The organism is Candidatus Binataceae bacterium (genome assembly GCA_036495685.1).
Lineage (GTDB): Bacteria > Desulfobacterota > Binatia > Binatales > Binataceae > JAFAHS01.
The window spans coordinates 22561-48714 of the sequence record DASXMJ010000038.1; the positions used below are offsets into that span (position 1 = coordinate 22561).

Annotated in this window: 28 protein-coding genes; 17 read left to right on the plus strand and 11 right to left on the minus strand. The window is 60.5% G+C overall.

The features are described 5' to 3' along the window. Nucleotides 1–41: 41 nt before the first annotated feature. The 9 genes from VGI36_04290 to VGI36_04330 form a co-directional block, all read right to left on the minus strand. Nucleotides 42–485 (minus strand): MauE/DoxX family redox-associated membrane protein, encoded by a 444-nt coding sequence (locus VGI36_04290; protein ID HEY2484340.1) that lies wholly within the window; start codon nucleotides 483–485, stop codon nucleotides 42–44. Next, the gene (locus VGI36_04295; protein HEY2484341.1) at nucleotides 482–1078 is read right to left on the minus strand and encodes a rhodanese-like domain-containing protein; all 597 of its coding nucleotides are present in this window, start codon (nucleotides 1076–1078) and stop codon (nucleotides 482–484) included. Before VGI36_04295 ends, VGI36_04290 begins: the two co-directional genes overlap by 4 nt. Further along, nucleotides 1060–1722: an SCO family protein gene (locus VGI36_04300; protein ID HEY2484342.1), complete on the minus strand. Its 663-nt coding sequence runs from the start codon at nucleotides 1720–1722 to the stop codon at nucleotides 1060–1062. Before VGI36_04300 ends, VGI36_04295 begins: the two co-directional genes overlap by 19 nt. A 5-nt stretch (nucleotides 1723–1727) precedes the next feature. Next, on the minus strand, nucleotides 1728–2687 hold the full coding sequence (locus VGI36_04305) for a CopD family protein (protein ID HEY2484343.1): 960 nt from the start codon (nucleotides 2685–2687) through the stop codon (nucleotides 1728–1730). A gap of 2 nt (nucleotides 2688–2689) precedes the next feature. Next, nucleotides 2690–3067 carry a copper resistance CopC family protein gene (locus tag VGI36_04310; GenBank protein HEY2484344.1) on the minus strand — a complete coding sequence of 126 codons (378 nt, stop codon included), beginning with the start codon at nucleotides 3065–3067 and terminating at the stop codon, nucleotides 2690–2692. Next, on the minus strand, nucleotides 3064–3990 hold the full coding sequence (locus tag VGI36_04315) for a hypothetical protein (GenBank protein HEY2484345.1): 927 nt from the start codon (nucleotides 3988–3990) through the stop codon (nucleotides 3064–3066). Before VGI36_04315 ends, VGI36_04310 begins: the two co-directional genes overlap by 4 nt. A 414-nt stretch (nucleotides 3991–4404) precedes the next feature. After that, entirely contained in the window at nucleotides 4405–4887 is a 483-nt protein-coding gene (locus VGI36_04320; protein HEY2484346.1) for a Fe-S-containing protein, read from the minus strand. Nucleotides 4888–4966: 79 nt separating this feature from the next. Beyond that, nucleotides 4967–6499 carry a carboxylesterase/lipase family protein gene (locus VGI36_04325; GenBank protein ID HEY2484347.1) on the minus strand — a complete coding sequence of 511 codons (1533 nt, stop codon included), beginning with the start codon at nucleotides 6497–6499 and terminating at the stop codon, nucleotides 4967–4969. 32 nt (nucleotides 6500–6531) lie between these two features. Further along, a complete protein-coding gene (locus VGI36_04330; protein HEY2484348.1) occupies nucleotides 6532–7644 on the minus strand; it encodes a cobalamin-independent methionine synthase II family protein in 1113 nt (370 codons plus the stop codon). 111 nt (nucleotides 7645–7755) lie between these two features. On the opposite strand from VGI36_04330, the gene VGI36_04335 reads away from it, so the two are divergent. The 5 genes from VGI36_04335 (at nucleotide 7756) to VGI36_04355 (ending at nucleotide 13561) form a co-directional block, all read left to right on the plus strand. Next, on the plus strand, nucleotides 7756–8631 hold the full coding sequence (locus VGI36_04335; GenBank protein ID HEY2484349.1) for a phytanoyl-CoA dioxygenase family protein: 876 nt from the start codon (nucleotides 7756–7758) through the stop codon (nucleotides 8629–8631). 221 nt (nucleotides 8632–8852) lie between these two features. Continuing rightward, on the plus strand, nucleotides 8853–10100 hold the full coding sequence (locus tag VGI36_04340) for an MFS transporter (GenBank protein HEY2484350.1): 1248 nt from the start codon (nucleotides 8853–8855) through the stop codon (nucleotides 10098–10100). 193 nt (nucleotides 10101–10293) lie between these two features. Next, a complete protein-coding gene (locus tag VGI36_04345; GenBank protein HEY2484351.1) occupies nucleotides 10294–11517 on the plus strand; it encodes a CoA transferase in 1224 nt (407 codons plus the stop codon). A 71-nt stretch (nucleotides 11518–11588) separates the two neighbouring features. Further along, nucleotides 11589–13043 carry an amidase gene (locus tag VGI36_04350; protein HEY2484352.1) on the plus strand — a complete coding sequence of 485 codons (1455 nt, stop codon included), beginning with the start codon at nucleotides 11589–11591 and terminating at the stop codon, nucleotides 13041–13043. 56 nt (nucleotides 13044–13099) lie between these two features. Next, nucleotides 13100–13561 (plus strand): peroxiredoxin, encoded by a 462-nt coding sequence (locus tag VGI36_04355; GenBank protein HEY2484353.1) that lies wholly within the window; start codon nucleotides 13100–13102, stop codon nucleotides 13559–13561. Between the two features lie 203 nt (nucleotides 13562–13764). On the opposite strand, the gene VGI36_04360 is transcribed toward VGI36_04355, so the two are convergent. Both VGI36_04360 and VGI36_04365 read right to left on the minus strand, forming a co-directional pair. Continuing rightward, nucleotides 13765–14007: a hypothetical protein gene (locus VGI36_04360; GenBank protein HEY2484354.1), complete on the minus strand. Its 243-nt coding sequence runs from the start codon at nucleotides 14005–14007 to the stop codon at nucleotides 13765–13767. Between the two features lie 245 nt (nucleotides 14008–14252). Then, entirely contained in the window at nucleotides 14253–15500 is a 1248-nt protein-coding gene (locus VGI36_04365; GenBank protein HEY2484355.1) for an alkyl sulfatase dimerization domain-containing protein, read from the minus strand. Between the two features lie 243 nt (nucleotides 15501–15743). Between VGI36_04365 and glgB the strand changes: the two genes are divergently transcribed. The 12 genes from glgB to VGI36_04425 all read left to right on the plus strand — a co-directional run bounded on the left by glgB (nucleotide 15744) and on the right by VGI36_04425 (nucleotide 26141). Continuing rightward, the gene (gene glgB / locus VGI36_04370; GenBank protein HEY2484356.1) at nucleotides 15744–17954 is read left to right on the plus strand and encodes a 1,4-alpha-glucan branching protein GlgB; all 2211 of its coding nucleotides are present in this window, start codon (nucleotides 15744–15746) and stop codon (nucleotides 17952–17954) included. Nucleotides 17955–17971: 17 nt separating this feature from the next. Beyond that, nucleotides 17972–18649, plus strand: a complete 678-nt coding sequence (locus tag VGI36_04375) for a hypothetical protein (protein HEY2484357.1) — start codon at nucleotides 17972–17974, stop codon at nucleotides 18647–18649. Between the two features lie 105 nt (nucleotides 18650–18754). Next, entirely contained in the window at nucleotides 18755–19003 is a 249-nt protein-coding gene (locus VGI36_04380) for a hypothetical protein (GenBank protein HEY2484358.1), read from the plus strand. A 425-nt stretch (nucleotides 19004–19428) separates the two neighbouring features. Continuing rightward, on the plus strand, nucleotides 19429–20250 hold the full coding sequence (gene lpxA, locus VGI36_04385; GenBank protein HEY2484359.1) for an acyl-ACP--UDP-N-acetylglucosamine O-acyltransferase: 822 nt from the start codon (nucleotides 19429–19431) through the stop codon (nucleotides 20248–20250). A gap of 147 nt (nucleotides 20251–20397) precedes the next feature. Then, on the plus strand, nucleotides 20398–20844 hold the full coding sequence (locus VGI36_04390; protein HEY2484360.1) for a cytochrome c maturation protein CcmE: 447 nt from the start codon (nucleotides 20398–20400) through the stop codon (nucleotides 20842–20844). A gap of 6 nt (nucleotides 20845–20850) precedes the next feature. After that, nucleotides 20851–22866 (plus strand): heme lyase CcmF/NrfE family subunit, encoded by a 2016-nt coding sequence (locus VGI36_04395; protein HEY2484361.1) that lies wholly within the window; start codon nucleotides 20851–20853, stop codon nucleotides 22864–22866. A gap of 2 nt (nucleotides 22867–22868) precedes the next feature. Next, nucleotides 22869–23381: a cytochrome c-type biogenesis protein CcmH gene (locus VGI36_04400; protein ID HEY2484362.1), complete on the plus strand. Its 513-nt coding sequence runs from the start codon at nucleotides 22869–22871 to the stop codon at nucleotides 23379–23381. Nucleotides 23382–23384: 3 nt separating this feature from the next. Next, the gene (locus VGI36_04405) at nucleotides 23385–23849 is read left to right on the plus strand and encodes a zinc-ribbon domain-containing protein (protein HEY2484363.1); all 465 of its coding nucleotides are present in this window, start codon (nucleotides 23385–23387) and stop codon (nucleotides 23847–23849) included. A 3-nt stretch (nucleotides 23850–23852) separates the two neighbouring features. Further along, complete coding sequence (locus VGI36_04410; protein HEY2484364.1) at nucleotides 23853–24560, plus strand: ABC transporter ATP-binding protein; 708 nt, start codon at nucleotides 23853–23855, stop codon at nucleotides 24558–24560. Further along, complete coding sequence (locus VGI36_04415) at nucleotides 24557–25228, plus strand: heme exporter protein CcmB (GenBank protein ID HEY2484365.1); 672 nt, start codon at nucleotides 24557–24559, stop codon at nucleotides 25226–25228. Before VGI36_04410 ends, VGI36_04415 begins: the two co-directional genes overlap by 4 nt. A gap of 4 nt (nucleotides 25229–25232) precedes the next feature. Further along, a complete protein-coding gene (gene ccsA / locus VGI36_04420) occupies nucleotides 25233–25940 on the plus strand; it encodes a cytochrome c biogenesis protein CcsA (protein ID HEY2484366.1) in 708 nt (235 codons plus the stop codon). A gap of 15 nt (nucleotides 25941–25955) precedes the next feature. Then, entirely contained in the window at nucleotides 25956–26141 is a 186-nt protein-coding gene (locus tag VGI36_04425; protein HEY2484367.1) for a CcmD family protein, read from the plus strand. The last annotated feature ends 13 nt before the right edge of the window (nucleotides 26142–26154 follow it).

Genomic DNA, 26154 nt, shown 5'->3' on the forward strand with positions numbered 1-26154 from the left:
GAGCGCTCCCGCGCCGCTGACGAACCTCGAACGACTGCGGGTCACAAAGCCGGCTTTGGGGCCACGCTTCGCGTCGCGATTCGGTAAAGCACCGCACAGCCGGCAGCCAGCAGCAGGTCACGCCCCAGGTCGACCCACGGATTCGCACCCACCGCGCTGGTTCCGAAGCAACCGCAATTGACGGTTATCCCGCGCGCCAGCGCCAGGGCGAGCGCGATAGAGTACAGACTCGCCATTAACAGCAGCCCCAGCGCGCCAAGGCGCTTCTGCCAGCCGGTCAGCACCATCGCTCCCGCCCCGATTTCGAAGGGCACAATCGAAAGCATGAACGGGACAATCACCGCGCCGGGCAGGATCCGAAATGACGCAACGCTGTCAGCGAATTCAATGCCCTCATTGCGCTTGGCCCAACCCGCATAGATGAAGACCCCCCCGATTACCAGGCGAAGCATCCATTCGAGGTACTTTGAAGATCGTCGGGTCATTTCTCGACTGGTAGTCCGGCTTCCGTCCATCCCGACCATCCCTTGGTGAACACGCGCACCTGCGAGAACCCGAGGCTCAGCAACGCGCTAGCGACCATCCGGCTGTCGTGGCAATCGCCCCCTGAGCAATAGACGACAATCGATTTGTCCTTTGACGCGTCCAGGGTCGGGCGCAGGCGTCGGTAATCCGCAGCGAAATCATCACGCGACAGATTCAACGCACCCGGAATGTGGCCCTGTTGGTAGAATGGCGCCGCACGCGCATCCAGGATGATGGTCTGATGGTCTCCGACCACGTTGCGGAACTGATCGAGTGAAATCGTATCCGCGTCGGACAGGCGAAACGCGGGTGCCTCGACCAGCGTGGTGAGTTCTGCCGCCAGGCGCTGCTCCGGAGTCTGATAGACGAGCGGCAGCGGTGACGCGCGAAGATAGTTGATCGTCAGGCCGGCCAGCAGCGAGGCCAGGGCGAGGCAGATCACGCCCACGATATCGCGCGTGAAAGTCCCGCTTCTGGGCGGGCCCGTCTCCCCCACGTGCGCGACCGGAGCAGGCTTAGGAGGATGTTGGCCGGTCAGAGATGCACTTTCCATTGGGGGTGATCTTCCGCCGAAGCCGATCCGGTTTCCGCCGCTCGCCGGATGTCGCTCGACACCAGCGCCGGCTCCGCGTGCGAAGCGGCGTATTGATAGAGCTGTCGCCCGTCCGGTCCGACCAGAAAAAATTCCAGCACGTGATCTACCGTACCGTCGGCCTCGCGCTGGCGAACGAGTTTGAACTGATTCATCAGCTGCTCGATGTCCGCGGGCGAGCCGGTCAGAAACAGCCACCCATCCTGATTTGCCCCTTGTTGCTTGGCGTAGTTGAGCAGCTCGGCGGGCCCGTCATGCTCTGGATCGACCGTAACTGAGACGAACCAGACCTTGCTGGCGAGCAGCGGCCCAAGCCGATTCGCAATCAGTCGCATCCGCGACGTCAGCATCAAGCACGGCCCCGGACAGCTAGTGTAGATAAAATCGAACAGAACCGGTTTCCCCTTGAGCGAGGCCAGCGAGACTTTTTTGCCGTATTGGTCGGTAAGCGTGAGATTCGGCAGGCAGTCGCCGGTGCTCGAAGGCGAGTACGCTCCCGTCCGCTCCACTCCACGGTTGCATCCGACCGCAACCAGTCCCACGACCAGGGTTGCGGCCAGGAGCAGACCGATACGCGTCGAAAATCGAGTTGAATCGTTGGTCACGGTTTCTACCCCGTGGAGGTCCGGTAAATTCCCGAGGATGGTGAGTAAAGAGTATCCATCGCCATCCCGGGATGCGACATCATATGGCCTCTTGCGGGCGGGGTGTTCGCGAGGAGCGCCGCAAGGCCCACGACCACGACCCCCAAAACCAGCGATTCAATTCCCACGTTGCGCAACAGGATTCGCTGGGTACTGGAGGCGGCGACGTCCGGTATCAGGCGCTCACGGTTGTAGGCTCCTATTGAGAGCACCGCGCAGAACACTACCACCTTGACTATCAGGGTTCGTCCATAGCTTGAGAACAGCAAACGGTCGACGCCGAAGCCCAGTCCCTGGTACGCGGTGTAAGCTCCGCTGAGCACCAGCGCTGCGACACTCCATGCAGCTATCGTCGATACCACCCGTGCCGCCCGCGCTACCCAGTCCGAGGAAGGTTGCGCCCGGCGGGTTACTATCCAGAGTCCCAGCAACGCACCGATCCAGCTTCCGGCCGCGGCTTCATGAACCAGGTAGATGAGAATGGCTATGCTTCCATGGTCCACCGCGTGACCGAGCTGTGCTTCACAGAACATGAGCACGGCGCCGAGGCTCGCCAGCGCCACTGCCCGGGCGGTGCTTGCCAGCGGTGCAAAGACGCAGACTAGCAGCAGCGCCGCGACTATCAGTGCCCAGCGCCACACTTCACCTGAGTGCGTTTGGGTCATGACCTCGGGGACGAGGGGAAGTGCCTCGCGCCACGATACTCCCGCCATTTCGGCGGTAAGCTTGAGCACCATGATCGGCGAAACAAAAAAAATCGCGATGGCCATCAGGCGCCATGCCGGCAACAGGGCCGCTATGGTCGAGTCGGCGGGGCAGCCGTCGAAACCGCGTACCGCGAGCACGAAGGTCGCCGTCCCGAAAGTTGCTGCCGATGCGAACACGAGCGGCCACTCCAGGAGTGCTCTGCCGTAGAGTGCTTCCATCGTCAGGAGCCGCTGGCGACGCTGAAGGAATAAGAGCCTTCGGTGTGATGCGTGTCGATTCCGACTACGCGCCATTTCACGAGATAGTTCCCCGGCTTGAGCCGGGGAACCTTGACGGCCAGGATGTAACCATCGTCACTGACGGTGGGTGCTCCCTGCGCGAGATTTTGCCCGCTTGAGTCGATGACCGCGAGTTGCGCGAAGAGTTTCTCAATGGGCGCGTCATACTTGATCCGTACCTCGGAGGGCGGCTCATTGAGGGTTTGGCCGGCGGCCGGAGCCTCCGACTCGGGGAAGGAGTGAGCCGAGACCAGCGCCGTGCTGGCGGCCAGGACACTCAGCAGTCCCGCGGTCGCCGCCATTAAAGTGGAAGCTCTCATTCCGGAAATCCTTTATTGATGGTCCAGTTTCCCAGTCGTGGGATGAATGAATCGTAGAAGATATCTAGCAATCCAAGTATCGCCGCATGGTTGCTCGAGACCGTTGCTTGGTTGAGCGCGAGTTGCGTGCCCAGTGCCAACTCAAAATGGTAACTCACGTAGCTAATGCCAGGCGTCGCCAGAAGGGTGGGAAAAGTTTGGCCACGGGGCCCCCTTATCAGCTGGTCGTAGTTAAACTCGTTGAAGAGATACAGGTTGCGAAAAGGCCACTTGAGCCCGATGTCCTGAACATTGTTGCTCAGATAGGGCAGCGAGTACTCGATGACCGCGTCAGCAAACATATGATGGTTAGTAGGTCCTCCGACGGCTGGCACGTAACCGAAATCGCTCTGGATGCCGAACGGCCGCATGTACTTAACCCAAGGCGAGTTCGGAAGGTCGCCCATTGCCTTTTCCCAAAGGAAGACCGGGCCCAGGGCGGTATGGCTGGATGATTGAATCCCGGTGTTCCCGGTGGGCAACTGCAGCTGCAGCGCTAGCGAAGTCAGGAACTCGTGCTTCAGCGAGTAGAAGAGGGCGTATTTGGCAAAGGTGGTCAGTCCGAAAAAGCCCTGTTGGCTCGGTCCATGGTACGGTGATTGGTGCTCCCAGCCGGTGCCGATCCCCATGCTGACCCGCGGCATCTGATTGTCATCGATCCAAAGCACCTTCTCGATCGACCAGGATATCGAATAGTTGTTGGCGCTGCTGTCCTTGACCCACGCGGGCATGAAGTCCAGTTCGTTGGCGGGAGTCGGGTCCTGCGTAACCAACGGTTCCAGGAATACATAGTCGCCAACCACACCGTGCGCCCATGCTTGTCGTGCTGCCAGATTTAGATTCGTGATCGAAAGCACGACCACGAACACAATGCTCTTGCGCATGAAATCCTCATCTGCGTCGAAACCTAATCGGCGCGCCGTTAAACGCAGCTGGGCGCGACGATGCCGCGTCTCAAAGAATGTCCCAAGGAATCCGCTAGGCGAGCGGCTTCGGTGGGGGAGGATCCGGAGTGAAAATAAAGTCGATCAATCTCGCCAGGGGTCTCTCAACGATCGACTGGCGCGGAAAGATCGCGGACAGAGATATCCCCGATGCTGATCGCGCGGGGATTATTTTGGCAACCGGGTTGGCCGCCTGTAGCGGATGACAGACATCAAGGCGAATCTCTGGCCGCTGAGGTCCAGGCTTGATACACAGCCCGGTCACAGCCGAAAAGCTGCCAAGCAAAAGGCAGCTCGCCAGAAAAACCGCGAGTGCTCGCGAGCAGTATTTAGTCGAGGGCAGGCGCATGTTGGTTAGAAGAGTGCCCCGTGCTCCTTAAGCTGTCTGGTGTCCACGGTGACCGTCTTGCCACTGTCCTGCACGATGAGCCGAATCGGCGCGCAGGATCCGACTCCGGTACGGGAGTCGAGTGGGTAGCGATTGCCACAGATGCGACACATCAGGTAACCGCGTGAGGAGGTGTAGCCCTTGCGGTATTGCGAGCACTGCTGGCACGCGTCGAAAGCCCCCTGGACTTTGCCCGCCCGATCGCGTCCCAGGATGAAACGGATTTGCTTGCCGCCATCGTCGCGATAGGAAAAAAACCGGATCTCCCCGCGGCCGAGTTCACCGCCCGGAATACTGACCGAGTCCCGGCCGGCAAGCTGCGTAACCCGGGGGCCAACTCCAACCACCACAAGCGACATCGTCACCGCAGTCAGAACGACGGCCGACGCTATCATGATCCGTCCGGGAAGTTTGCTCCTGGCGTGCGCCACCGCCGATAACGCTCCCATCGACAACTGCGCAAGTCAATCTTCAAACCCCAAGCTCGGGAATGTCCCAACTTTGGGCTTGCTGGTTAACTTTTTCGCCTCACGGCCCCCATGCCCCTCGCTCTTCCCCAAACGGATCGTTCTCGACCCGGCACTGCTCGTCGAAAATCATCGTGGGTCGACTCTCAGTGGAATGTGCCGGCCAGTTTGGAATTGCCTCATTGTTGGGATTTCCCGAGCGCGCGAAGGCGATCCAGGTTCTGCTCATCTTGTGGGCAAGCGCGAAGCGGGCTGGGGAGTTACCTGTAAATGGTGCGCTATGCAGGGTTTCGAACACGAAGGGAATCTCCAACGCGTGCGGCGACTTGAGTTTGCCGCCCAGCACCGGCGTTTCCCAGGTGAACAGGTACACGAAGACCGGCGCCGCCTGGGCCGCCTTGCGATCGGCAATCAGCAGCGAGGGCATCCGCATCGCATGGTCGGTCGCCACCGCGAGCAACAAATCACGCGGCGAATCGCTGGGTCGCGCGCGCCGGTAGCGTTCCACGATCTTCTCCGCGCGATCTCCCACGAACATTCGTGCACGTTCCTGCAGAGAGGCCTCGTCGAGTTTGTCGATCCACGGTGTAAGACCGAAAAATAGCGTCATCTCGTCCTTGTTGGTTCCGATCATCAGGGGAATATCCGCCGAAATGGCCGGTGCATCCGGCTCAAACGGACCCGCGGGGAGATGTTTTCCGTCAACTACCGGGTTGAACCCGAGCCGCCGCCTCTCCGCGAAAGACATCATGCCGACTTTTCGGGTCACCGCCGCCTGGGCCTGGTTGATCGCCTCCGCCGGAATACGGCGTAGCTCGCCCAGCTGCGATGGGCTCAGTCGCAGCTCCGCGAGCACCTGCGTAGCGGTCGCGGTGGCGTCCTGGCGGGATGCCATTTGGACGGCGGGCCCGCTCTGCATGATCGCTTTATGAAAGAGGCCGCGCGCCGCCGGCATCGCCATCAGCACACTGACCTTCGCGCCTCCGCCCGACTCACCGAAGATGGTAACGTTGCCGGCGTCGCCGCCGAAGGCCCCGATATTGTTACGCACCCATTCCAACGCGGTGACGATGTCGAGCATGCCGGCGCTCCCGGAGGACGCGAACGCCTCACCGCCGCCGAGTTCATCGAGGTGGAGAAAGCCGAACACGTTCAGGCGATGGTTGATCGTCACCACGACCACGTCGCCTTTACGCGCCAGGTTGGCGCCATCATACCAGGGTGAAGAGCCCGAACCGGAGATGAACGCGCCGCCGTGACACCAGAACATCACCGGTCGCTTGCGTCCATCGTTGAGGGCTGGTGTCCAGACGTTCATGACCAGGCAGTTCTCGTTCATGGGAAGCGGTTCGGCGATGGAGAAAATCTTGAGCAACTCGGCGGGCATGGCGAAGGCGTTGTCGTCCTGGAATGCGCGCGGGCCAAATTCCAATGCGTCGCGCACCCCCGTCCAGGGCTCGGGTTTGGTCGGCGGGAGAAATCGGCGTCCACCGTCGACCGCTCCCCCGTAAGGAATGCCCTTGAAGATGTTGATACCCTCGTTCTTTACCCCGCGAACCTTCCCACTCGTGGTCTCGGCGATTATGTGTTCCATATGCGATGTCTCCATCGTTTCCTGTGCTTTTACTATCTCCACGTGCGATGTGCTATTTCCGCAACCAGCCGCAGCTTGGCCTCCTGGGTGGACTCCGGAATCGGATTGCCTTCCCATACGGTCCCGAAGCCGCATTGGGTCGACAGCCCGAGCTGCTCGCGCGGAAAGTAGCGCGCCGCTTCGTCAATTCGTCTGGCGATCTCGTCGATCGGCTCGAGCTCGGCGCGCTTGGTCGAGATAAGGCCCAGCACCACCGATCTGTCCTTCGGCACCTCGCGCAACGCTTCGAATGATCCCGAACGCCAATCGTCATATTCGAGCAGAAACCGCTCGAAGTTGCGCGCCCGTGTGAAGAGCTCCTTTGCTACCGGATCGTAGCCGCCTTCGCCGACGTAGTAGCCCCGGTTGTTGCCACGGCAGACGTGGAGTGCAAAAGAAACGCCCGGAACGTTGGCGATCGAGTTTACGATATCCATTCCCTCGCTGAGCAGCCGGTCGGGATTCATTCCCTGGTCGGCGAAGTCCTGCTTGCGCCGTTCCGGATCACAGAGCATCCCGAGTTCGGGCGCATCGATTTGAATATATTCGCATCCCAACGCCGCCAGCTCGTGCGCCTCCTGATGCACAATCGCGGCGGCGTCGCGAAATAAATCAAACGGATCCGGATATGCGCTGCGCGAGTATTGCGGTGACCATCTGAGCGCCATCATCAGCGGGCTCGGCAGCGTAACCTTGAGCGGCTTGCGAGCCCGGCGTCGTGCGTAGGTGAACTCCTCGTTGGTCAGCGAGCGGGTGCGCCGGATCTTGTCCACCACCGCGTACTGAACCCGGATACTGGTTTGTTCGGCCGGTTGGTTCTTTTCGTGGGGGCGCCGCCATACGCGGGTAAAGCCCGCGACAGGTTTGACGCCCGAGATGACGTCGGTAAGAGGGGCGATGAAATGGGTGCGGCGCATCTCTCCGTCGGTGACCACGTCGACGCCGCACTGTTCTTGCAGGGCGATGGTCTCGTCGACTGCGCGGTCCTCGACCTCCTTGAACTCGCGGGTAGCGATGCCCTTCGTTTCCCATCGCTGGCGTGCCTGCTTGAGATAGCCGGGCCGCAGCATCGAGCCGATTACTTCCGCGCGGTAGGTATTCCCCATCGTCATCCGCCTCCAAGCATCTTGATTGTTAGCTCAGCCCTGCGGGTTGGTGGTAACGGGCGCGTATGACATGCCGAAGCGCGCATAGTAAAAGTGTGCAGGGCGAAGAGGGTGGACGAGAAACAGATTGTTAGTCCGACCTTGGTCGAGAACTTCCGCCGCGACGGATTCGTGGTCGTGCCGAAGCTGCTTAATGAAGACGAGTTGGCGAAATTTGGCGCGGCGGTTGATCGCGCGGTCCGCGATCGCGGCCGCAAAGATCATCGCAAGCTGGAAGAGAAGTCCCCCTACGAACAGTCCTTCACCCAGTGCATCAATCTCTGGGAAGACCACCCCGACGTGTTGCCGTTGACCTTTCATCCGAAGATTTCTCAAGCCGCCGCGACGCTGATCGGTGTTTCGGCGTTGCGTCTGTGGCACGACCAGGCGTTGTACAAGGATTCGGGCGGGCGCTATACGGAGGCGCATCAGGATCAACCGTATTGGCCCATGGACGAGACCCAAACGCTAACCGCGTGGGTGCCGTTCGATGGCTCCACGCAGGAGACCGGCTGCATGGGTTACATACCCGGGTCGCATCGGGCGGGGCTGCGCAAATTCGTGAACATTTTCACTGCCGACGAAAAAGTGAAGATTCTTGAGGACCCCAGCATCTCCGGAATTCCCCCGGTTTACGTCGAGGTTCCGCGCGGCTCGGTGGCGTTTCATCACGGACTCACTGTCCACCTGGCAAAACCCAACCGAAGCAATCGCGCACGTCGGGTGCATACCATGATTTACTTCCGCGACGGCGCGACCCGCACCAAGCCCTACGTGCATCCGAGCGTGGATCGCCCTGGAATCGAGGTGGGTCAAGTGATCCAGAGCGATCTTACACCGATCGTGTGGCCCCGCGCGGCCGGTGATTTCCCAAAGCCTCCACGCATGCCGCTGACCCCCGTCCTGGAGCGGTTGAACATTCACGGTGCCCTCCCGGAGATTAAGTAGGATCTGCGGAAAACCCGAGTGTTGACCGAATTTCGTCTCAACGGCCTGGTCCGCGCGAAAAAGCCGGCCCGCGACGAGGCGAGCGGGGGTGTGAAGCGCGCCAATCGGTGCCAAGCCCGGAGCGGTTTTCGCGCAACGTTCACAAGACTCGCTGGCGCTGGCCAGCAGCTTCCGGATAGTATGCGCGCGTCGCACAAGTCCGGCACCAGGCGGAGCTTCGCATGACCGATCGAGATCGGGGGGGATGGATTATCGTGGGCGCGATCTGCGTCACGATGTTTTTTATCTGGGGTGCGATTAACAGTTCCGCGGTTTTCTTCGTGCCGGTGCTGAAGCATTTCGGATGGACGAGGGCGAAGTTCTCCGTTGCAATGTCGATCGGTTGGGTCACCGGTGGTGCGACTGGCCCGCTCATCGGATGGCTGGCCGACCGCGTCAACCCGAAGAGGATGATAGTCGTCGGTGCGACCATCACAGGGGTTCTTTATATCCTCCTGAGCCGTGCCACGACCTTCGGGGAGTTTCTCGCCATCAATGGACTCTTCGGCATATGCGTCGGCGCGTCGACGACTATCCCATGTTCGATCCTCATCGCGAGCTGGTTTGAGCGCCAGCGCGGACTGGCTATCGGAATCGCTTTCGCAGCCGCGCCGATCGGCGGCGCCGGGATGACACCGCTGGCTAACTACATCATCACGGTGGCAGGATGGCGCGCCGGCTACTTCGCGCTCGCGCTGCCGATTCTGGTGGTTGTGGTGCCGCTAGTTGTTCTGCTCGTTCGACCTGCAAATTCGCGCGACGATGGTGCGTCTGCTGCAACCGCCGATGCTCCGGAGCCAGCTCCCATCCAGGTCTCCGGCTTCGAGCTTGGGCAAGCACGGAAAACACGTTCGTTTTGGCTGATCTGCGCCGTGCAAATACTGGTCGGAAGTACCCTGGGCATGGGTCCTCACTATGTGGCTTATTTGACCGGACTGGGTTACAGCGCGGCTTTTGCCGCAACCGTAGTGAGCATGTTTCTCGTCATGACTACGCTAGGCGCTTTACTCGGTGGTCCCTTTTCCGATCGGGTCGGCGCGCGCATCGCAATGACCGGGACCTGCATTCTCGGTGCCCTGGGCGCTGCTGGATTGATGGGCGCATCTCACGCGCTCGGCTTGATGGTGACGATCCTCGCTGGTGGATTCGCGCTCGGTGCGTACGGCGTGCAAATGCCGCTGGTCATAATCGAGTCGCTCGGCGTAAAGCGCTTCGGCTCGCTGATGGGGGTCACGGGTGTCTTCTATACGATGGGTGCCTTCATTAGTCCGATCGTTGCCGGCCGTATCTTCGATGTCAGAGGCAGCTACGAGATCGCGATCGCTTCTTTTGTAGTGATGTTTATCGCGAGTGCGGTCGCACTACTCGGCTGCCGAACGCTTGCCGGCGAAGAAGCCCAGTTCACGGCCTCCGCATCTGTCGCCGCCTGACTCCCTGGGCCGGTCCGATGATCCGCTGCCCCGATCCGAGTGGGACCTGAAGGGTGGAGGCGCGAAGGCCGGTTAGGGTCATGCCAGGGCATTCACCCAGTGCTCCGATCTTCAAGCTTCCCCAGTTCTGGGCGTTTCCAAAATCGGCACTTTGTACTAAGTGACCATGTAGTTTTTGCGTCGAGGTCTCAATATGGAGAGCAAAGGTCTTCTTTCCGGAATTCGCGTCATCGATTGCGGCACCTACATCGCCGGCCCCGCTTCCGCGACGGTGATGTCGGATTTCGGCGCCGATGTGATCAAAATCGAACGCCCGCAGGGCGGCGATCTCTGGCGCCTGTTCTCACGTCTTCCCGGGACTGCGAAGGCCGACCTCGATTGGTGTTGGATCCTGACCAATCGCAACAAGCGCAGCGTCGCGCTTGACCTCGCTGATCCCGCCGGACGCGAGGCGCTCCTGGAACTGGTCAAAAAGTCAGACGTCTTCGTGACTAACTACCAGGCGCTAATTCTGAAAAAGTTTCGTCTAACCTGGCAGGACCTGCGGCCACTGAACGAGCGGCTCATCTACGCGCATCTCACCGGGTATGGCGATCGCGGCGAGGACGCGGACGATCCGGCCTTCGATGCGCTTGCGTACTGGGCGCGCTCAGGCTTGATGATGAGCGTGGTCGGACGGGATGGAACTCCCGGCGGCGCACGCCCGGGAATGGGCGATCATCCGACCGCGATGTCGATGTTCGGTGCGATCATGCTTGGGCTGTACAATCGCGAGCGCACCGGTCGCGGCTCGAAAGTCGGCACCTCGCTGATCGCGAGCGGCGCCTGGGCCAACGCTTGCGACTTGCAGGCGAAGTTCCTCAAAGCCGAGTTTCCCCAACGGGCCGCCGACGGACCACCGCCCAACCCACTCACCGCAGGGTACCTGGCGGGCGATGGCAAGGTCTTTATGCTGGTGCAGCTCGATCCGGAACACGAGTTTCCGCGCTTATGCACGGCGCTCGGGATGCCGGACTTGGCTACCAGCGATCTGTTTGTCAACGACGCGGCCCGCAGCAAGAACGCGGCGGAGCTCCACGCTCTTCTGCAATCACAATTTGAATCGCGCGACATCCCCACGTTGCGCAAGCTGTTCAAGCAATTCGACATCAAATGGTCACTGCTCCCCCAGCTGGATGACGTGGTCGCCGACCCGCAACTGCGAGCCGCAGAAGCCGTGATAGAAATCGATCATCCCACCAAGCGCACCATCGAAACGATCAACAGTCCCGTGTTTATGGAAGGAGTCGAGAAGCGCACGCCCACGGTCGCCCCAGAGGTTGGTGCGCACACACGCGAAGTCCTGAGCGAGATCGGCTACTCGAAAGAAGCGATCGAAAAGCTGATCCGCTCCGGGGCTGCCGCCTCGATCGGCTAGGGAGCGAGCGATACGACAATCGGTTAGATGCTCAACCGCAGGAGGACGGCTAAGCTGCTGTTCAACGTGGCATGGCCGATCCATTGTCCGACGACACCGAAATAACCTCCCTGGACGCGCTGGCTTTAGGCGCCGCGGTCAAATCCAGGCAGCTCTCGTGCGTCGAGGTCATGGACGCGTTCCTCGACCGCATCGAGCTGCTCAACCCGAGCGTCAACGCGATCGTCTCGCTGCAGCCGCGCGACCTGCTTCGAAAGCAGGCGCAACAGCGCGATGCGCAGCTGGCACGGGGAGAACCGTGCGGTCCGCTCCACGGTCTTCCAGCGGCAATCAAGGACCTCGAACCGACCCATGGTATCAGCACCACGCTTGGGTCTCCACTGTTCCGCGATTTCGTTCCGCGCACCGATTCGATTGTCGCCGAGCGGATCAAACGCGCGGGTGCGATCCTGATAGGCAAAACCAACGTTCCCGAGTTCGGGCTGGGGTCGCACACGTTTAATCCAGTCTTCGGCACAACCTTCAATGCCTACGATCAGTCTCGAACCGCCGGAGGCAGCAGCGGTGGCGCCGCGGTGGCTTTGGCTCTCAGGATGTTGCCGGTTGCGGATGGCAGCGATCATGCGGGCTCGTTACGTAATCCAGCGGCCTTCAACAACGTCTTCGGTTTTCGCACTTCTTTCGGCCGCGTTCCTGCTGATTGGCGCGAGGTCTTCATGCCCTCGCTCTCCGTCCATGGCCCGATGGCACGCAATCTTCCCGACCTTGCCTTGCTGCTCTCCGTAATAGCGGGCTATGACGCGCGCGTGCCGCTGTCCAATCGTCAGGACCCGTCACGGTTCAGAGAGCCGTTGAAACGCGAGCTGAAAGGCATCCGGCTGGCATGGCTTGGTGATTTCGGTGGCTACCTTCCATTCGAGGCGGGGGTGCTCGATCTATGCCGGCGCGCGCTGAGATCATTCGAGGAACTTGGATGCGTGGTCGAAGAAGCGCGTCCCGTCTATCCAATCGATCGGGTTTGGCAGAACTGGCTCAAGCTCCGCGCCTGGCAGGTAGGAGCGTTCCTCAAGGAGGCCTATGCGGATCCTGCGCGGCAGGCTTTGATCAAACCCGAAGCTCAGTGGGAAATCGAAAGGGGATTTAAAGTCAGTGCCTACGACATCGCCGATGCCTCAGCTGTACGCAGTATGTGGTACCAGGCGGTCCGCGCAATGTTTGAAAAGTACGACTTCCTGATTCTGCCTTCCGCGCAAGTGTTTCCTTTCGACGCTTCGCTGCGATGGCCGAGGGAAATCAACGGCACCGCGATGGACACCTATCACCGTTGGATGGAAGTCTCTATTCCGATCACGATGTCCGGGTGTCCTGCTTTGAATGTACCGGCCGGCTTCGATGCGCGCGGCCTGCCGATGGGAATTCAGATCGCGGGTCCCAATCACGCCGAAATGGCCTGCATGCAGCTCGCCTGTGCGTACGATGAAGCCACGCGCTGGGTCAGCTCGCGACCTCCGCGGTTGGCTGGCTGAGCGGTTGTGAATCGAGCCGAGAAATTGGCTAGTCTCACGGCGACAAGGAGTAGGTCATGCTTGAAGCCGGAAAATCGTTCCCGCATTTTTCCCTCCCGAATCAGGACGGCAAGACCGTCAAGCTCGACGACTACGCGGGCAAGTGGCTGGTCGTTTACTTCTATCCCAAAGACGATACTCCCGGATGCACCATCCAGGGCAAATCATTCACGGCCTCCAAGGCGGAGTTCGATGCGGCCGGAATCAGCGTGCTGGGCGTTAGCCAGGACGATGTCGCATCGCACAAGAATTTCTGCAACAAATTCAGCTTCACGATCGATCTGCTAGCCGACGCCAAGCGAGAACTCATCGGCGCTTGTGGAATCGGGCAGGCCGAATGGAACGGTATGAAGTTCTGGGAGCGCACCAGCTTCGTGATCGATCCCCAGGGCACCGTGCGCAAGGTCTACGCGAAAGTAAAGCCCCAGGGTCACGAGCGAGTCCTGCTCGACGACATCAAGCAGCTTAAGTCGGCCTAGCGACAGCCACGCGTTTGCAACAAATTGCGTTCCGCATGGACGAGCGGACGTCCTGGAATCACGTCTTTGCGCTCGAACGGTTCTCCAATCATGAGGAAAGTAGAACAATCGACCGCGACAAACCCATCGCCGCCGCGTTTCGATCCCGCCGGCGGGGGGCGGCAGACAGCTGGATAACTTGATTCGCGAAAAGGTGCCCCGTTCTAGGCGGCGTTTCTGAGTGGAGGCCCGGGAAGAACTTCAACCTCGTGAGGAAATACGAAAGTAGTCGATCCGTCTTCAAAACGGACGAGGTACATGTGCCGATCGAGATTGTCTATTTCCTTGATTATCTCGACGGCCTCGGTAAAGCGGATACGGCCTTCGTGATCCCGCACCGGCTCGAGCAGACGGCAATATTTGCGTTTTGGGTTATCGGTGCCGGTCGTGGTAGTCGAGGTTTCCATCGGTTTTTGCTCACTTTCCTCGGGATTCTGAGGTTCCCTCCGAGTGTCGTGCTTCCAACGTAAGCCAGATGATTCACGATTCGTGCCTAGGGATCGATACGCCCTGCTTCGTCATTCCTTTGGCGAAGAGATGGGAAAAGGGCAGGAAATAACGCAGGAAACTGGGAGGTCGGTGTTCACGCTTACCGCCTGGATTCCAGCCGCAGCTTAGATGCAGAAACTCGATTTGCTTACTCAGCTTGTCTTTACAGGGCGTTTTGCTTGGTCAAACCCCGAAGCAGTTTTTTCCCTGCCCCGCTGAAAAGATTTCGCGCTATGAACGAACGCTCGGTGAGTGCGATCGCCTCCAGAATCTCCGCGTTCAAGCGCAGCGCCTCTTGATCTCCGGGGTCCGCGTCGATGGCCAGCTCGGCCATCGCCAGCGCGCGTTTAAGTTGGCTGGAATCTTTCAGCGAGCGAGCCCGGTCCAAAAGCGCTTCACGTCCGCAGAGCGCGAGCAGGTCGCGCGCGTGCTCGCGCCGAGTGACTGGAAACAATTGCGATGGTTGCCCTGACCACCATCCGGCGTAACGGCGAATTACATCGCGCACGATGAACGCCGTGCATCCATAGATTGGAGCCAGGAATGGCTTAGCTGCCAACTCCGGAGGGAGCTGAATGTCGGCTTCCACGATCTCGACCGGCCATTGACCGTCGTTCAATCTCCGCACCACCTCATCGTGGATGAATCTCAGGGCACCTGCTGTTGCGCGCAAGACTTCCTCGCACCGCTCTTCACCGCAATATGCGGACCCGTGTCCGGGCAGAATGTAGCGCGGCCTCCTCGCGGCGATACGTTCGAGAGCCTCGGCCCATTCCAGCGTGTAGCGCTGCACCTTGTTCGGATTGCCGGTATTAGGAAGCGAGGAGATGATCAAATCACCTACCATCGCGACTCGCCGCAGTGGCATCCATACCCACGACGCATCATCGGTTTCGCCCATCGCATGGTGCAGCTCGATCGCTTCACCCATAAGTTCCAGCACCTGCATGCCGCGATAGGTGAGGTCCGGCTCGATGTGGAACGCTTCTGAGAACAGTCCCGGTGGACTCTCGATCCCGAATTGCAACCGATTGATATGCGCTTGCCACCCTTCGGTGCGTCCATAGCGCCGAAATCGGCCGGTCACGTCCTCGTGCGCCCAGATTCGGGGTCGAGGATAGCCCCGCATTGCCGCATCCTTGATGAAGGCGGCGGTGCCAAATGCGTGATCGGCGTGGCCATGGGTGTAAACGATGAGCGTGACGGGCTCGTCGGTTACCTTCCGAATCGCGGCGACTGCCATCTCCCCCATCTGCCGCGAGCTGGTGTCGACCGCGATCATGTCGCCGCGTCCGTAAGCGAAAGCGACGTTCGCAAAGCCATGGAACATCGCGAGACCGGGCTCGATAACTTCGAGCTGGCCCATCATCGGATCAAGAGGGTCTGGATGCGCGCTCGTGTTTGTTGCCATGCACTTATTTTTCCACCTCCGCCACACTGGTTAGCCAGGCCCGGTTCTTTGCGCGATCGTCAGTGCCACGCCGGCAGCTTGACAACTACCTTCTATGATTCCGCAATAATTCTCTTTCTTCCGGATTGCGCCCCCCAAATTCGGGATCGCGTATCTGCAGGCTAAGTTACAAAACGATGCGGACCCTCAGCATATGGTCTAGACTGGTTCAGGATACGGCGGCGATGCCGTATCGCTTTGAGGATGGCACTCAGCGGAGAAGTTGCAACCTGGGCGGTCGATCGGGCTAACCTCGATCGCCTGCTCGCCCTCCAGCATCCGGATCCGCATTCCATTCTCGGTGCGCATCCTGCGCATGACCTCGTCATCGTCCGTGCTTATCGTCCCGATGCGGTTCGGGTCTACTTGCTCTACGACGAAGCGCGAGTCGAGATGGGGCAGCTCGACCATGGCATCTTCGAAGCCATCGTGCCCGATCGCCGCGAAGTATTTCCATACCGCTTGGAGATTCATCGCGATGACGGCGCCGTGACTATCCTCCACGATCCATATTCGTTTCTACCGACCCTCGGCGATCTCGATCTGCATCTCTGGAGCGAGCAAAAACACAATCGCGCCTGGGACCGCCTGGGTGCGCGTCCGACCCACATGAGCGAGATTGCCGGAATTGCGTTTGCAGTATGGGCGCCGAATGCAGTCAGCGTCAGCGTGGTCGGGAGCTTCAATCGTTGGGACGGACGGATTCACCTGATGCGGGTGCTTGGCGGTTCCGGAATATGGGAGCTCTTTGTTCCCGATTTGGAGCCCGGCGCGTTGTACAAATTTGAAATTCGCACGCGCGAGGGAAATCTACTGCTCAAGAGTGATCCCTTTGCGAGGCAGATGGAGGCCCCGCCAGCCACCGCTTCGGTCGTGTACCACTCGGACTATCAGTTTCGCGACGAAGCGTGGATGACGGCGCGCGGCAGTCGCGACCCGGTCAAGTCCCCGGTATCGATTTACGAGGTGCATCCAGGCTCGTGGCGCCGCGTACCAGAAGAAGGGAACCGCAGCCTCACGTATCGCGAGCTGGCGGTGCAGCTTGGAGATTATGTGCAGGAGATGGGTTTCACGCACGTGGAGTTTCTCCCGTTGATGGAGCACCCGTTCACCGGCTCGTGGGGCTACCAGGTCAGTGGCTACTTCGCTCCAACCTCGCGCTATGGCCGTCCCGACGATCTGCGCTTCATGATCGACGAGTTCCACCGACGGGGAATCGGCGTGATTCTCGACTGGGTGCCGGCGCATTTCCCCAAGGACGAATTCAGCCTGGGGCGTTTCGACGGGACCGCGCTCTACGAGCACGAGGATCCCCGGCTCGGAGACCATCCCGAGTGGGGCACCTACATCTTCAACTACGGCCGCAACGAAGTGCGCAGTTTTCTGATTGCCAGCGCGCTCTACTGGTTGGGGGAGTTCCATGCCGACGGACTCCGGGTCGATGCGGTCGCGTCTATGATCTATCGTGACTACGCACGCCGGGCCGGCGAATGGATCCCCAACGCTTATGGTGGCCGCGAGAACCTGGAAGCGATCGCTTTTCTGCGCGCGCTGAACGAGCAGGTCTACGCACAGAACCCGGGCATCATGATGGTCGCCGAGGAGTCTACCGCATGGCCGGGAGTCAGCCGGCCCACCTTCATGGGCGGCCTGGGCTTCGGACTGAAGTGGGACATGGGCTGGATGCACGATGTGCTTGAGTATTTTGCACTCGATCCAATCTATCGCCGCTGGCACCATCGCAACCTGAGTTTCGGAATGCTGTATGCCTGGAGCGAGAATTTTGTGTTGCCGCTTTCCCACGACGAAGTCGTGCACGGTAAGCGCGCGTTGCTGGCAAAGATGCCCGGTACGATGGATCAGCAGTTCGCCAATTTGCGTGCGCTCTATGGCTACATGTGGGCGCGCCCCGGCAAGAAACATCTCTTCATGGGTAGCGAACTCGGGCAATGGCGCGAATGGGATCACGACTCCAGCCTCGATTGGGATCTACTGGAGTACGAGTCCCATCGCGGGCTTCGCGCGCTGGTTGGCGACCTGAACCGCCTCTATCGTGAACAACCGGCGCTGTGGGAAGCCGACGTGGAGCCACCCGGGTTCGAATGGCTCGATGCGGACGCCGCCGACGACAATATGATCGCCTTTCTGCGGATCGCGCCCGCCAGCGGTCGCACCATAGTCTGCGTCTGCAATTTCTCGCCGGTTTTGCGGAGAGGTTTTCGAGTAGGTGTGCCGCGGCCCGGATGGTACCGCGAAATCCTGAACACTGATGCCGCCGCTTACGGCGGCGGCAATCGCGGAAACCTGGGCGGGATAGAGTCGCAGCCCGTTCCCCATCGTCGCTTCCGTCATTCCATCGCGATCGAGCTCCCTCCGCTTAGCGTGCTATGGTTCGTGGCGCCCGACTCTCGTTAGACTTAAACCCACCCCGCGTGACGACCGACAAGGGGGATTCGGATGGCCGAGCACCGGCTCAAGGGGGAAAGCGAGGACTAACAGAAGAAGGTGACCTGCTGCGTGAGGAGCTGGAGCGCGAACGACGCTGGGAGCGCGCCGAAGAGCGGCGGGTCTCGCACGCGATCGGGCTTACCGACCTCTTCGCGGTGCTGATGGTGGCGGCGACCGGCTTCAGCGCTTTTGCCACTTGGCGGACCGCCCAGGTAACCAGCCTGGTTTTCGCCATCGCCGATCGTCCCTTCATGGGAGTCGCGAAAATAGATTTCGAAGCGACTGATTCCCCCGATCCACACCTGACGGTGGTGTACAAAAACTTCGGACGGATCCCGGCTGCCGATGGTTTGGTAAGGGTGGATGTTTGGATTGATGGAAAGCCTGCGCCGGATCCATTTCCTGGTGCGATGGATGTGCACGAAAGCGGAGGCATCCCTCCTGACGTCGATCACTTCTTCTATCGTTATTTTACCGCCGATTCGTACAAGGATGTCGTCAGCGGGAAATCGCGACTTCGAGTCGAAGTGCGCATCGACTACACGGGGCTCGCGCCGAACACTCAATATTGCGACTCGAAGCGCTTCGTCTACGATTACCGGACCGCGACATTCCGTCACGCAGGCGGCTCTAACAAGTGCAGAAGCAACGAGATCTTCTAGCCTCGGTCCCACATTTCGGTGCTTGATTGATCGCTTCCTTAGGAGCACATGAGGTGGATGCTCGCGAGTGGCCGCAAGTTTCACCGGGGATTATGCGCGGTTGGCATGGCCGCTGCGCTCGCCGGCTTTTGCGCTTGCTCGAGCGCTCCGCCGCCCAAGGAAACTTCCGCACAAAAGGGCGAAATCGCGCAGTTCGACCTGGCCAAATGCGAAACTCTGGAGCCCAGCCTCTATCGATGTCCCGGGTTGGACGCTCCGCTCTGTGATCCCGACTTCGAACGCAACGCCGTCCAGTGCGTCAAGATCACCAAAGATGGTGTCCTGCTCCAAGCTTTTCCATCCAGCGCCATGTAGTGACATGAACGGCATGAGCTTAAATCCGTGATTAATCAGGAGGGGTCGCGTTGCGCGCGCGGCGTCTATCTGGCAGGTTTCGAAAGTATGCGGTGTCCAATCTGCAAAAAGCCGACGGACATGTCGAAGAGCAATCAATTCCGTCCTTTCTGCTGCGAGCGCTGCCACTTGGTCGACTTGGGTACCTGGGCCAGCGGCGATTACCGCTTGGCAGGCGGAAAGGTCGATGACAAGGAACATCCCGACGATCGAAGGAAGTCGAAGATCCTGCATTAAAGAGGGATGGACCCGTGCGTCATTTCGAAATTGGGGGTTTGAGAGCAAGGCGGCGCATCTTCGCGCCGGGTCGGGGGAGCGATGCCCGGCAATTTTGTGACCGACGAGCAATCCGGGGCTCGATTCCTTCGCCCGGAAACCACCGGTAGTTGAGTAACCCCACGAACGCTGCGCCCCGCATCCATTCGTCGTCGGTCATCGGCGCCGAAGTTGAACTAGCGCCGGGTGTCGAGGTTGGGCCTTTCTGTCTGCTCGAGGGCAGAATCAAAATCGGCGCGCGGACGCGGCTTATCGGCCACGTGACGATTCTCGGCGATACCGAGATCGGCGCCGATAATGTGATTCATCCTACCGCGGTGATCGGCGATGAACCGCAAGACCTTGCGTATACGGGTTCGCTGCGCAAGGTGAGAATCGGCGATCGCAACGTGTTTCGCGAAGGTTCTACTGTTCATCGTGGATGCGAGCAGGGCGAAATAACCATCGTCGGCGACGACAACTTCGTCATGCACAACGCGCATATCGCTCACGACTGCCGGATCGGCAATCAAATCATCGTGGGCGGCGGAACGCTGCTCGCGGGATGGGTCGAGGTCGGTGATCGCGCACTGGTATCGGGCAATTGCGTGGTCCATCAATTCACCCGCATCGGACGGCTCGCTCTGACCCGTGGCGGAAGCCGAATGAGCCGTGACATTCCCCCGTTCTGCATCGTTGATGGGGCCCATACCCTACGTGCAATCAATTCGATCGGACTACGTCGCGCCGGAATCAAAACTGCCGCGATCTCGGCCCTGCGCCGCGCGTTTCTCGCGCTATTCGGAGGGCGCCAGAATCTGAAGCTCGCGGTCGACCGTCTCGAGAGCTCCGGCCCGTTGTCACCTGAAGTCGCCGAGATGCTCGCCTTCATCCGGGCGAGCAGGCGCGGCGTAGCCTTCGGCCCCCATCAGGTCCGCGAATCCGAGCCGTAGGATAAACGACGGGTGCGAATCCGCGCGGTCGCGGGGTTGATTTTTGTGGTCTCTTTAGATCCTCTCCCCTAGTGGTGTAATCTTCCGGCATCCGTTTGGTTGCTCGTCTGGGGTTCGCCTGAAAGAATTGCGCAGGCTCTGCGGTTTATGCGCTTAAAGCTCCGCTTTGTGATTGGCTCGGCGCTGATCGTGGGTGCGATCGCCTACCTTATCATCACGGCGATACGCAGCACCTCGGAATACTATCTGACCGTCAGCGAAGTAGCCGCACGGCAGGCCGAGCTCGGAGGTCAGTCGCTTCGCGTCGCGGGTCGGGTCAAGGTCGGAAGCATCGCCTGGGACCCCGCCTCGCTCACCCTCAGATTCGCGATCGTGCCAATTCCCGAGCCGGCGGCCGACGGCGCCGTGGCCCCGGTAGTGGCGACCGACCCGGTTTCGTTCAAAGTCTCTTCAATCGGGGAACCCAAGCCCGATATGTTCGCCGAGAACCGCGACGTTATCGTGGAGGGAAAGCTCCTTCCTGCCGGCGAAATTGCCGCCACCCAGGTTCTGACCAGCTGCCCGTCCAAGTACCAGGCCAAGAGAAACAAGTAGGTTCCGATGTCGCAGCTGGGAAGTTTATCACTGCTTATCGCGCTGCTGCTTGCGGTTTATTCGATTGGCGCCAATCTCTACGGGGCACGCAAACAGCGCGCGGATTTTCTGGCCAGTGCGCGGCATGCGCTGTGGGCAATGTGTGCGCTGGTCACGCTGGCGGTGATCGCTCTGTGGTCCGGACTGCTCAGTTCAGATTTCTCGCTCGAATACGTGGCAGCCTACTCCAGTACCACGCTTCCGACCCCGTACAAGTTCGCCGCGCTGTGGGGTGGACAGCAGGGCTCGCTTCTGTTCTGGACCTGGCTCCTTTCAATCTTTACTTCGATTGCGGCATTCCAGAATCGGCGGCGCAATCCAGAGATTGCTCCATACGCAGGCGCCGTACTTGCCCTGGTCGCGGTCTTCTTCCTCGGGATGCTCAATTTCGTCACGCGGCCCTTCGATGCGCTTAGCCTGGTGCCCAGCGAGGGGACCGACCTTAACCCGCTGCTGCAGAACTACTGGATGGCGATTCATCCGCCGTCCCTCTACACCGGCTACGTCAGTTCAACAGTCCCTTTCGCGTTCGGGGCCGCCGCCCTGATCACCGGCAAGCTCGACGATTCGTGGATTCGCTCGACCCGCCGATGGGCAATCTTTTCGTGGTTCTTTCTTACGCTTGGCAACCTGTTCGGCGCGCGATGGGCTTACGAGGTGCTGGGGTGGGGGGGCTACTGGGCCTGGGATCCGGTAGAGAACGCCGCCTTCATGCCGTGGCTGGTAATGACCGCCTACCTGCATTCGGTGATGATCCAGGAGCGCAAGGACATGCTCAAGGTGTGGAACCTCGCGCTTATCGGACTGGCATTCGCCCTGACCATCTTCGGCACGTTCATCACCCGCAGCGGCGTCATCTCATCGGTTCATTCATTCACGCAATCCGGCCTTGGACCATACTTCCTGAGCTTCCTCATTCTCGTCGTCGTTGCGTATACGGGGCTGCTCATCTTCCGATCGCGCGACTTGCGCAGCCCTGCCGAATTCGAATCGTACCTCTCGCGGGAGGCTGCGTTTCTATTCAACAACCTAGTCCTGGTTGGCATCGCGTTCGCGGTTTTTTGGGGGACGATTTTCCCGGTACTGTCCGAAGCCGTTCGCGGCGTGAAGATCACCGTCGGGCCGCCGTTCTTCAACCAGGTCAATGGACCACTCGCGCTCGCACTGATCTTCCTGATGGGGGTTGGCCCCTTGATCGCCTGGCGACGCACCACGCCCCGCAATCTCATCCAAAGCTTCGCCGCTCCCGCCACCCTCGGCCTGGCCGCCGGACTGCTGGCTTTTGCCTTTCATATCCGCGCTTGGTACGTGCTGGCGGCGCTGTCGGTAGCCGCGTTCGTGATGGGTACGATAATCGTCGAGTTCCGCCGCGGGGTGAGTGCACGCCGGCACATGATTGGTGAGGCACCTGCGACCGCCCTGGTCAACCTGGTTGCAAAGAACAATCGCCGCTACGGCGGATACATCATTCACGTCGGCGTGATTGTCGCATTCGTGGGAATCGTCGGGTCAGCGTTCTTCAAGACCGAAGTGAAGAAGACGGTAACTCAGGGGCAGAGCTTTGCGGTGGGTCCCTACCGGCTCCAGTACCTCGGGGTTCTTCCGATCGATACACCGCATCTGGAGAGCGCGACGGCGAACCTTCTCGTGAGCCGTGATGGGCGCGAAGTCGCGCAGATGGCGCCGGCCAAGCTTTTCTACAAGCGTCAGCAACAGCCCGCTACCAAAGTGGCAATCCGATCGACGCCGTTCGCGGACCTTTACGTAGTCTTAGCCGGCCTCGATGACAGCGGAAGGCAGGCCACTTTCGAGGTGTTTCTTACTCCACTGGTGTTCTGGCTTTGGGGAGGCGGACTGCTGATGGTGTTGGGCACGGTAGTCGTGATGTGGCCGAACGTCCGCGAGCGCGCCGCAATCGCCGTGGCCCTGCGTAGTGCCGCTGATTCCCAAATAGCGGGCGAACCGGCGCCAGGCGGAGACTGAGCATGAAGCGGCTAGCCTTTTATGCCGCTCCGCTGGGCGGTTTGGCGCTGGTGTTTTCATTTGCCTTGGGTGGTGATCTCGCCGTTCGCGCGGCCGAGCGGCCGACTCTAGCCGCCATCAGCCAAGGCCTCACTTGCCAATGCGGATGTGGCTTGACCGTCGCCAACTGCAACCATCCGACCTGCAGTTTTTCCGTCCCCGTGCGGGAGCAGATTGAAGCGATGATCGGCAAGGGCAAGTCAGGAACTCAAATTATCGCTTTCTATCGTCAGAAGTACGGCGAAAAAATCCTCTCTGCTCCGACCACCGAGGGCTTCAACCTGGTGGCGTGGGTGATGCCGTTCCTCGTCGTGGTGCTGGGCGGCGCCCTCATCGTCTATACGGCAAATCGATGGCGTTCGCTCCACGCGGCAGGCGATACCAGCGCGGTGCCGAGTCCCGAGTCTGACGCCGCCCCCCAATTCGATGCTGAGCTGAAAGATCGGCTCGCGCATGAGATTCGGGAGCGCACTTGAGCCGTGGCATACCTGGCTGCCGCCATGATCATCGCTGGAGTTGCGTTGTTTGTCGCGGCTCCGCTAGGCGGCGGGTTTTTCCCCCGGCGGCAAAGGGGCTCAAGCGAGGTTGACCGCGAACGGCTCGAGCATGATCGCGGCCTGGCAGTGCAGGGGCTGCGCGAACTCGAATTCGACCGCGAGATGGGTAAGCTTTCCGAGTCCGACTATAAGTCGCTCTACACCACCCTGGAACAACGCGCCCTCAAGGCCATGGCCGCTCTGGAGAGATTCCGAGTCGACCCGCCGCGTGGGAAAGGATCGGTCCGGAGGATCGAATCCGCGCGAGGTGCCGTTGGCGCACCGCGTGTCGCGCCGCGCGAGATCAACTTTTGTCCGCAATGCGGCGCCCGCTGCCCCGCCGACTCCCAGTTCTGCGGGGAATGTGGTGTCAGGTTGCGGCCGCGCGACCACGACCGGGCGAGCTGACGCATGGCCGCACCGGTTATCGAAACCCACGCCCTGGGCAAGACTTTCGGCCTAACTCCGGTCTTGCAGGAGACCGAGTTCAAGCTCAGCCCGGGACGGGGCGCCATTGTGATCGGCGGCAACGGCTGCGGGAAATCCACGCTGCTCTCAATCTTCGCCGGACTGGTCGCGCCCAGCGACGGCTATGCCTTGGTCTTTGGTGAAGACCCCCGCCGTTTCGCGCCGCGTTATCGCCGGCGAATCGGAATGATGTCGCATCAGAGCTTTCTCTATCCCAATCTCACCGCGCGCGAGAATCTGGAATTTTACGCGCGGCTCTACGAAGTTTCTGCGCCGCGCGACGTGGCGGAGTCATGGCTTGCACGGCTCGGGCTGGCTGATTCGGCCGGCGATCGCGTAAGAACTTTTTCCCGGGGGATGGAGCAGCGGCTGGCCGCCGCACGCGCGATGATTCACGGGCCATCACTGCTGTTGCTCGATGAACCTTTCGCGGGCTTGGATCCAGACGGAGCGGCCCGGGTGCGAACGCTTATCAAATCGGCTCTCGAGGAAGGATGCTCGATAGTCGCAACCGCGCATACTCCGTTCGCGGTCGAGGGCATCGAGTTCGAGGTTTACGAAATCGTGCGCGGACAGGTCGTGCCCTGCCAGGAAGAAGACCTACCCCGCAGGGGGCGCCTGCGTTCGCTACTCAGGCCCAGGCCTTCATGAACGCGTTTCTCGCAATCCTGCGCAAGGACCTGATACTCGAGCTGCGCGGTGGGCGAAGCACCACGGCGCTGGTGTCGCTTGCCCTGTTGGTGCTGGTGGTACTGACCTTCGCGCTCGACCGGACTGCCGGCGGGGGTCCCGCTACCGCCGCGGGCGCGCTTTGGATTGCACTGGTTTTCGCCGGAATGCTTGGCGCGACGAGGGTGATGGTTGCGGAACACGAAAACGGGTGTCTTCGTGCACTGCTCTTGAGCCCGGTCGACCGCGCCATCCTCTATGCGGCCAAGCTGACCGCTTCGACCACTTTCATGATCGCCGCTGCCCTGGCGGCGACAATCATGGCGATGCTCTTTTTCAATCTTGAGTTTTCCGACTCACTCGTGACCCTGGCGATCGCGCTGATCTTGGGTGCGCTAGGGTTCTCCGCGCTCGCGACTCTACTGGCGGCCATATCGATTCGTGCGCGGGGCGGAGAGTTGTTGTTGCCGCTGCTAATCGTGCCGCTCTTTGTGCCCGCTCTGATAGCGGGTGTAAAAGCCAGCGCGGCAGCGTTGTCGGGTGCTCCTCTTGCCGCTGCGCGCGAGTGGGTCGGAATTCTTGTCGCCTTCGATGTGCTGTTTATCGCTGCCGGCTATTTGTTGTTTGAACACGTGGTGGGAGAAGAGTAGGGCGATGAACCGGCGTCTTTACGGTGCGCTCGGCCTGTCCGCGTTGACCGCGATGCTGGTCGCTCTGTACATGGTGTTCGTGTGGGTGCCGACCGAGGCGGACCAGGGCATCGTGCAGCGCATCTTCTATTTCCACGTGCCGTGCGCCTGGGTCGCATTCGCGTCCTTCGGACTCGTCGCGATCGCAGGAATTTTCTACCTCTGGATGGGCGCACAAATTTGGGACGATCTCGGTTATGCCGCGGTCGAAATCGGCATGCTGTTCTGTACCCTGGTGCTCATCACTGGATCCCTTTGGGCAAAACCCATTTGGGGTACCTGGTGGACCTGGGATTCCCGCCTCACCACCACCTTCGTGCTGTGGTTGATGTATGGCGGCTACTTGATGCTGCGGACGATCGCGGACGACACGCAGCAAATCGCGAGGTTTGCCGCGGTGATCGGAATCGTGGCGGCGCTCGACGTGCCGGTAGTGATCGTCTCGGTGCGGCTGTGGCGAACTATTCATCCCGCCGTGCTCGTCACCCGCCAGGGTGGCCACGGTCTGGAGGATCCCCGCATGGTGGTGACGCTGCTGGTTTCGCTGGCGGCCTTCACCCTGCTCTTTGCGTGGCTCCTGCTGCTGCGCTTTTCCGAGCTCAGGATGCGCACGCGCCTGGCGGCGCTGGCCCGGGAAATCGCCCTCGCTCGTTTTCGCGCCGGCGCAGCGTAAACCGGGAAGCTCACGATGGAACACCTCGGCTACCTATTCGTGGCGTACAGCATCATCTTCGCGGCGATCTTTCTGTACGTCGCATTCATCTGGCGTCGCCAGTCGTTCCTCGAACGCGAGCTGGACGTGCTCCGTAAGCGCCTCGACGCCCTAAATGACTTGAAGGCGGGCGAAGAGGCTCCCTCGGATCGTTCCTCGTAGCGGACTCCCGATT